Source organism: Pedobacter sp. UBA5917 (assembly GCF_002432345.1).
Lineage (GTDB): Bacteria > Bacteroidota > Bacteroidia > Sphingobacteriales > Sphingobacteriaceae > Pedobacter.
The window spans coordinates 1-7,732 of record NZ_DJDT01000344.1; the positions used below are offsets into that span (position 1 = coordinate 1).

The 7,732-nt window shown below is 42.1% G+C and carries 6 protein-coding genes; all 6 read right to left on the minus strand.

The window, feature by feature from the left end; translation table 11 throughout:
• Positions 1 to 1,035: RagB/SusD family nutrient uptake outer membrane protein (locus tag B2V92_RS23725; protein ID WP_293312781.1), on the minus strand; the 1,035-nt coding region annotated here is incomplete at its 3' end.
• A gap of 33 nt (positions 1,036 to 1,068) precedes the next feature.
• Positions 1,069 to 4,542 (minus strand): SusC/RagA family TonB-linked outer membrane protein, encoded by a 3,474-nt coding sequence (locus B2V92_RS23730; RefSeq protein ID WP_293312783.1) that lies wholly within the window; start codon positions 4,540 to 4,542, stop codon positions 1,069 to 1,071.
• A 222-nt stretch (positions 4,543 to 4,764) separates the two neighbouring features.
• The gene (locus B2V92_RS23735) at positions 4,765 to 5,904 is read right to left on the minus strand and encodes a FecR family protein (RefSeq protein WP_293312785.1); all 1,140 of its coding nucleotides are present in this window, start codon (positions 5,902 to 5,904) and stop codon (positions 4,765 to 4,767) included.
• Positions 5,905 to 6,055: 151 nt separating this feature from the next.
• On the minus strand, positions 6,056 to 6,631 hold the full coding sequence (locus B2V92_RS23740) for an RNA polymerase sigma factor (RefSeq protein ID WP_293312787.1): 576 nt from the start codon (positions 6,629 to 6,631) through the stop codon (positions 6,056 to 6,058).
• Between the two features lie 133 nt (positions 6,632 to 6,764).
• On the minus strand, positions 6,765 to 7,373 hold the full coding sequence (locus tag B2V92_RS23745) for a class I SAM-dependent methyltransferase (RefSeq protein WP_293312788.1): 609 nt from the start codon (positions 7,371 to 7,373) through the stop codon (positions 6,765 to 6,767).
• A 120-nt stretch (positions 7,374 to 7,493) separates the two neighbouring features.
• Positions 7,494 to 7,732, minus strand: a 239-nt coding sequence (locus tag B2V92_RS23750; protein WP_293312790.1) for a lipid-binding SYLF domain-containing protein, incomplete at its 5' end; no start/stop codon positions are given.

Consider the following 7,732-nt stretch of genomic DNA (forward strand, 5'->3'; position numbering starts at 1 on the left):
CACCTGCGATGACAAGGGCGTACGAAGGTCGCCGGTAACCAGCTTGCTTAATAAATCGGGCGATGGTTTAATCTGCCCGGTGGTATAAAGGCCTACATAAGTTCCCTGAGGCTGCATCAATAAAATGGGCAGGTTTGAAGTGCTGGCCTCATGGTTAATTGCCCAAATGGTTTCGGTATTTAACTGATTGCTTGCGCTATAATAATTAGAATAAGCACTGCCCTGTAATAAACGGTATCCTCCGTTTACAATTACCGAATCGGCAGCCTGGGCCGATAACCTTGCATAATTGGCATTGGGCTGATCGAAAGTACCGCTCATATAGAGATATACCCTCGAAAGCAATGCAAACGCAGCATATTTGGAGGCAAAACTGTTTACCCCTTTCGATTTAAAGGTAGTTATGGATTGATTTAAATCGGCAATTACCTGATCGTAAGAAGCCTGTACAGTTGCCCGGGCAGGAGGTGTTGCACCAAGATCGAGCGGTGTGGTAATAATCGGAATACCCAGGTTGGTAGCCGGACTCTGGTAATACGGACGGCCATAAACGCGCAACAGGTTAAAATTAATAAAGGCCCTTAAAAATAGATTTTCGGCCTTTGCCTGTAAAATTACGTTATTGGTTTCGCCAGCCTGTACATTTTTTAATACCACATTTACGCCCAAAAGCGCTTTGTACGAGGCAAACCAAAAGGCATCAGACAGGCCAAAATCTTTGGATTCGGAGTTACTGTATTTAAATGCATCGGTATTCTGCAGATCGGCTGCACTACTGGTAGAAGTTACATCAATAACCTTTACATTGTTTCCCCTGTATTCGCTGATGTTGAACCAAGGGGTTTCGTAGGTACTGTAAAGGGTGGTATAATTACCGATTGTGGCTTTTGTATAACCATTGGGTGAGCCAAACTGCTGATTTTCAAAGTTTACATTATGCGGCGTGAGGCTATCGAGCTGTTTTTTGCAGGCAGATGAAGTAATCATGATCAACAATGCCCCTATGTATCCGATATTAAATATTTTTCTTTTCATTGTATTATGCTTGAGTTAATATGGAACCAAGAATTAAAATCCGGCGGTTAAGCCCACTAAAAAACGCCTAGGCATGCCGCTGGCAATACCAGTACCGCTGTAGGAGTTAGATGTACCGCCAATGGTTGCCCCTTCAGGATCAGAAGCAAACAGATCTTTCGATTTGATTACAAATACATTATCCATACTCGTATAAATGTTGAGCGAAGTAAGGTGGAACTTCTTCAACAGCCCTGCCGGTATATCGTAGGCAAAACGGATATTGCGCAAACGGGCATAACTTGCATCTACATATAAAAGCGACGAATTGATATTGATGGCCCCGCGCTGGCTAAAAGCCAGATCGTAAAAATTCGGATAATTTGCATTGGTATCGCCGGGGCCCTGCCAGAAACGGATGGCATTATTGGGTTGTGGAATATTAAAACCTGCCTGCCAGGCTGTTGGATCAACAAAGCTTCTTACGGCATTGTTCATGATTTTGTTTCCGTACGAGAAATTGAACAAGAGGCTCAAACTGAAATTCTTATAGCGGAAATTGTTCGTCCAGCCACCAAAAAACTTCGGCGTAGCAGAACCAATTTCCTGAAAACCACGTAAACGGTCGGCTTTTACCAGCGCAATGCTGTCTACAATCTGGATCTGTCCGTTAGCCAGTACCCTTTCGAATTGTGGTCTGCCGTTATCAGGGTTTACGCCAACATATTTAATGGCTTTTAACGAATTGATATCATCACCGATATAACGGTAGTAAGATCCTGTAAAACCATCAACCAACGAATCGCCTTTAATGGAAACCAGTTTGTTTTTATTGAAACTGATATTGAAATTCATCGTCCAGCTAAAATCTTTCGAACGGATGTTCTCGGTATTCAACTGCAGATCAATCCCCCTGTTCCTGATTTCGCCCACGTTGCGGTATTGCGAACTAAAGCCCACATAACTGGGTAACGGTACGTTCTGCAGCAGGTTTTTACTATCTTTATCGTAAACATCGATACTCAGGTTAACACGGTTAAACAAACCGATATCCAATCCCAAATTGGTGGTATAGGTGGTTTCCCAGGTGATATTATCATTGCCCAAACGGTTAATGGTAGAGCCCGAAGTGGTAGTGGTGTTGTAGAATACCGCATCGCTATAGGTAGTAAAGTTAAGGTAATCGGCACCTGCTTCCCTGCCCGAAGTACCATAAGAAGCCCTTAATTTCAGGTTGCTCACTGCTTTAGCGCTTTTCATAAACTCTTCACCACTGATCAGCCAGCCACCACTTACTGCATAGAAAGTACCGTTCCGGTTATTCAGCCCAAAATTGGTAGATGCATCCCTCCTGATGGAGGCTGAAGCAAAATACCTCGATTTATAACTATCATTTACCTCACTAAAAACAGAGAACGAAGCCTTATCAACAGGCGCTGTAGATGAAGGTATAGCTGGTGTTCCGGTTAATTTGTTGATCCAGGTGCCATAAGTTAAAAATGCACCTAAATTTCTTTCGCCCGGATATGGGGTATTGTAGGCCGATACGGTTACATTTTCGGAATGGGTACGCGAATACTCCTGACCAACAATTGCCGAAAGCTGGTGATCGCCAAAGGTTTTATTGAAATTGGCCAGGTTTGAAGTTAAGAAATAGGTGCTCTTGGTATCGTTAAGCGATATTGCACCATTAACAAAAATCCGGTTTGAGGCTGCTCCATCGTATCTTCCCCTATAGGTTCGCGGATCTTTATAACTGTTTACACTGTTGTTATTATAGTTAATGGAGTTTGACGATTGCAGTGATAACCAGGGCGTAACAGCATATTTTAAAATACCTGTACCCATTAAATTTAAACGGCTCGTTTTTAACGTGTTATAAGAATGGGAGTATAAGGGGTTATCGTAATACTGCGTGGTACGGGCACCCGTGGCCCTGTAAACATAATTGGGGATTGAATCGGCCAGCGCACCATTTGCATAATTGGGCGAAACCCAGGGTTGGAACAGGTAATACTGGTTTTCGCTATTGGTGGCCGTATAGTTATCCAATATGGCATTGGTATTTAAACTGAAAGTAAGTTTTTCCGTAATTTTCTGATCTATATTTACACGGATCGATTTACGGTTTACGCCATCATCCAATAAAGTACCATCCTGCTTGTTCCAGTTAAGGGCAGTATAAAATTTGGTTTTATCTGTTCCGCTCGAAACCGACAGGTTGATATCGCTCTGATTGCCATCGGTAAAAAAGGCATTATTGTCCCATTCGGTATTTACGGCCATATCGGCATCAGAAAAAATTCTGGTTGCATTAAAATACTGGTTAAAAGTTGGATAGGTGGTTCTTAGCGAGGCCGTACCATTGTACAGTGCCTGCATATATTTGGTAATGTGCGCTGTAGCCTCGGGTGTGTTCATAAACCTGATGGCACGGTTATTCTGTACTTTTCCGTAATTGGCGCTAAAGTTTATCCGGGTTTTGCCAATAGCCCCACGTTTGGTTACCACCACCAATACGCCCTGTGCTGCCCTCGAGCCATAAATTGCGGTAGAAGCAGCATCCCGTAAAATATTGATGCTTTCGATATCCTGCGGATCAATAATATCCTGAAGATTGGCCGCATTGGTAATTACGCCGTCTATTACAATAAGCGGACCGTAGTTGGTATTGGAAGCATCGTTAAAACTGCTTTGGCCACGCAGCACCACCTGACCGCGGTTGGCTACACTACCGCCCTGCTCTACAATATACAAGCCTGTTGCCACACCTTTGAGCATGGCTAGTCCGTTAACTGTTGATACGCCGTTACGCAGTGTTTCGCCACTGATGCGCTGTACACTTCCGGTAAGTTCTGAAGCCTTTTTTTGGCTGTAACCCGTTACCACCACCTGTTCGAGATTGGAAATATCCGGCTGCATCACAACACTCATTTTGTTTGCCGCGGGCAACTCTTTGGTGGCATAGCCTACATAAGAGAAAACCAGTATGGCATCTGCATTATCCACGCTAACGGTAAAAACGCCAGTACTGTTTGTGTAAACGGCTTTTCCTCCGTTTTTGGGCCTAACGCTTACATTACTCATGGGCAATCCTTTTTCGTCGACCACATTTCCCCTAATTTCGACAGCGCTGATCCGGTTGATCAGCCTATCCAAAAAATCAAGGTCTTTTTTCTTGATTACAATGGTTTTATCGCTGATGGAGTAAGTAAGGTCCTGCCCTTTAAAAATCTCTTCCAATGCCACATCCAGGGTAACATTCGATAATTTTAAACTCACATTTTTAGCTTTAGGCAAAATATCATCACCATAAAGTACATCGTAACCGGAGAGCTGTTTTATTCTGTTAAGCGTTTCGATTAAAGAAACATTTTTTTGGGAGAGCGTTATATTTTGGCCAAATGTGCTAGCACTTACCTGCATACAAATGGCTAATATCAGAAAGGTGGTTACTTTCATAGCCATGAAAATTTTAGGGCGCAGCCGGTTAAACTGCACACCTAGGTTAAAAGTAGATTTATTCATACTTTTGTAAGGTTTGGGTTAGGTTCAAGATTGATGTTCAGTCGGTCTCTTCGGGATTTTTTCCCGATCAGAATGGTACCCAGACATCTGCGTAGGGGTGCTCGAACACCTCTGCGCTTTATGGTACCTTCTTACGCGCGGGATCAGCGCTTTTGTTGTAAATTTTTCTTCATTTGTTTGGTTTAGTTTAGTTTGTGGATGATTTAATTAATTTGATCTATTTTAAGTTTTTGATACGGTTATATTCCTCCCCTTAATTGTAAATTTCAACAGTCCTGTTTTTTCCAGTTTATCAAGTAGCATGCTAATGTCGGCAAAGCGCGAAACAGAGCCGCTAACCTTCACATGTTTAACATCATCCTGGTAAATTACAGTTACATCATACCACCTGGATACTTCGCGCATCACCGTTTCAATATCTTCGCTATGGAAACTGAATTTGTTATCTTTCCAGTATATGGCCTCTTCAGGGTTTACCTTTTCTACCGTGATCATGCCTTTGCTTAAAACGGCCTGTTCGCCCGGAACAAGTATTTTATGCTGATCGCTCCCCTGGTTTCTGAGTGGAAAAACTTTTACACTTCCCTCCAGTAATGTGGTTTTTGTAGCGGGTTCATCACTATAGCTGTTGATGTTGAAATGCGTACCCAATACTTCTACCATTTGTTGGCCGGTTAATACTTCAAAAGGATGCTGCCTGTTTTTGGCCACTTCAAAATAAGCTTCTCCCTCCAATTTAATTTTCCTTCTGGCGGTGTGGTTCAAGCCAGTAGAATAAGTGATAGAGGAACCCGCATTAAGATGCACCAACGATCCATCGGGCAGCACAACACTATACTGCTGGCCCTTTGCAGTTGATAAAGTATTATAAATACCTGTATCTGTAGTATTTTCAGTAATTCTATAAATCAGCTTTCCATCAGCTGTTCGGGTGATGTTTACCCCATGTTCGTTTATCGACGAGTTATTGAGGGCACCCGACAGTACAATTTTTTTACCGTTTGATAAGGTAAGTGTTGCTGTCTGCTCGCCGCGTTTTATGTTACTGCTGGCTAAAGAGTTTGCACTACCCTGCTGTAACCGCATTTTGTAAAAAAACAATCCACCCAATACGATAACCAATATGGCTGCAGCTGCCCAATACCCGTAATGCGGACTGTGAAGCCTGGTTTTCTTTGTAACCTGTGTTTGGCCAGCTATTACATTCCACATCTCTGTTTCTGCATTTTCGAGTTCTTCATCTCCCAATTCCAGGTTTTCTTCAGCATTCAGCTGGTGGAACCAGTTTTGTAATATCAATATTTCTTCGCTGGAGCATTGCCCGGCTTTGTATTTTTCTAATAGGTTTTTGGCGTTATTCATCGGTGGTCAATTTAAGCGCTAATTATATCCATGACAGTTAACGGAAGTGATACAGTGACAAGCGTTTAGCATTTTTTAAGAAAAAAAATCAAACAGCACTCAATCAACTGTATATCAGAAGATTAAAATTTAAAAAGAAAATAAAACATTATTAATAAAAGAAGCCGATGAGCACAAACAACGGCCCTAATCTGTCTCGCATGGTTTTTAACGCCCTTTTCATTTGCGTATTCACCGTATCTTCGGATATATTCATCTCGGCCGCAATTTCTTTGTAGGTTTTATGTTCTCTCCTGCTTAATAAAAAAACCTCTCGCATTTTAGGTGGAAGCGCGTTGATTTCTTTTTCAATCAACGCGGCAATGTCTTTCTCCCTCACCAGATAATCGGTACCCGATGTTTCGGTACCCAGAAAATCGTTTAAAGAATCGATATATTTTTGTTCAATCTGTTGGTGTGCGAAGATATTAAGGGCCCTGTTGCGAACTGACTGGTAAAGATATCCGGCCAAAGAGGTATCAAATAAGAGTTGCTGGTGGCGTTTCCATAGCTGGATAAAAACTTCCTGCACCACATCCTTGGCTTCTTCCCTGTTCCGAAGCTTTTTGTGGGCGTATAGGTACAAAAGACTATTATAACGGGAGTAAATTTCGATATAGGCGTGGCGATCTCCTTCTTTTAGAAGTGAGCAAAGTGCCTGATCACTATAATCCCTGTATATATCCATATTTCTCTTTCAAATTTATACCTTAGAAACTACGAATACAATAAAAAACAGCGAAACCCTAAAAAAAACATGGCACAAACTGTAAAAAACAAATTTTACAGGCTCCAAATTTTTAAATTACCAGGAAAAAGGGTTACTTTTTAAGGCACCAGGTTGTCATGCATCTTAAATTCTGCACGTTTGTGGTTTTGATGGGTTCGTACAGGGTTCCCCCAAGTTTTTTGGTCAGGTGGATCAGCATTTCGTGATTAACGAGAAAACGTTCCGATTGATCTGGAAGCTGGTACCTGCCGTTACCTGTAAACTTTACAAGGCTTTCAATGCCGATATCGGAGGCCAAACGGCAGAAAAAGTAGCCGCCCGGACGAAGTGCCCTCCACATCGAACTGAGCATAGACTCAAAATGTTCCAGATTCTTTGCAAAATGAAGCACTGCACTGCTGATCACCAGATCGAAATTTTCATCCCCAAACGGCAGTTCCTCAACAGCGGCTACCCGGAAATGTTCGTCCACGGCAGATCCATATTGGTGTACCGCCAGTTTTCTGCAATAGGCGATGGCTTCCGGATCAGCATCTACCCCATAAACATCAAGCCCTGCCCTTAAAAAATAAAACAGGTTCCGCCCTGTACCGCAACCTGCATCCAGTATAGATTGGCAGCCTGAATAATTACCTTTTAATAACTGGTCAAATAAATAAATATCGATATTTCCGTAAATACCTTTTAAATCTTCCGGCATATTATTTTGCTATGCTACAAATGTAAAAAACACTTCGATAATAAGTTCAACCTCAAAAAAAACGGAGCATCAGTTTTTAAGCTGAAGCCCCGTTTTTTTTACTTTAGAATACCTGGTCTATTATTTTAAAGGCGCCAGGTACGACTTTATTTTTGTCACTGCATCATCCGGATCGCCCTGTGAAGCAAATATTTCGGTTGGCCCCATTCCTTTTCCATAATAACGTAGATTGGCAGCCGTATCTATATCAAGTGAAGCACCATTAACCGATACACCTGCAAAAATCCCCTTACTGCGCGAGTAGGAATATACCTCAGCATCTAATTTATAATCGGTATTGGCGGTAGAATTTCTCCCTA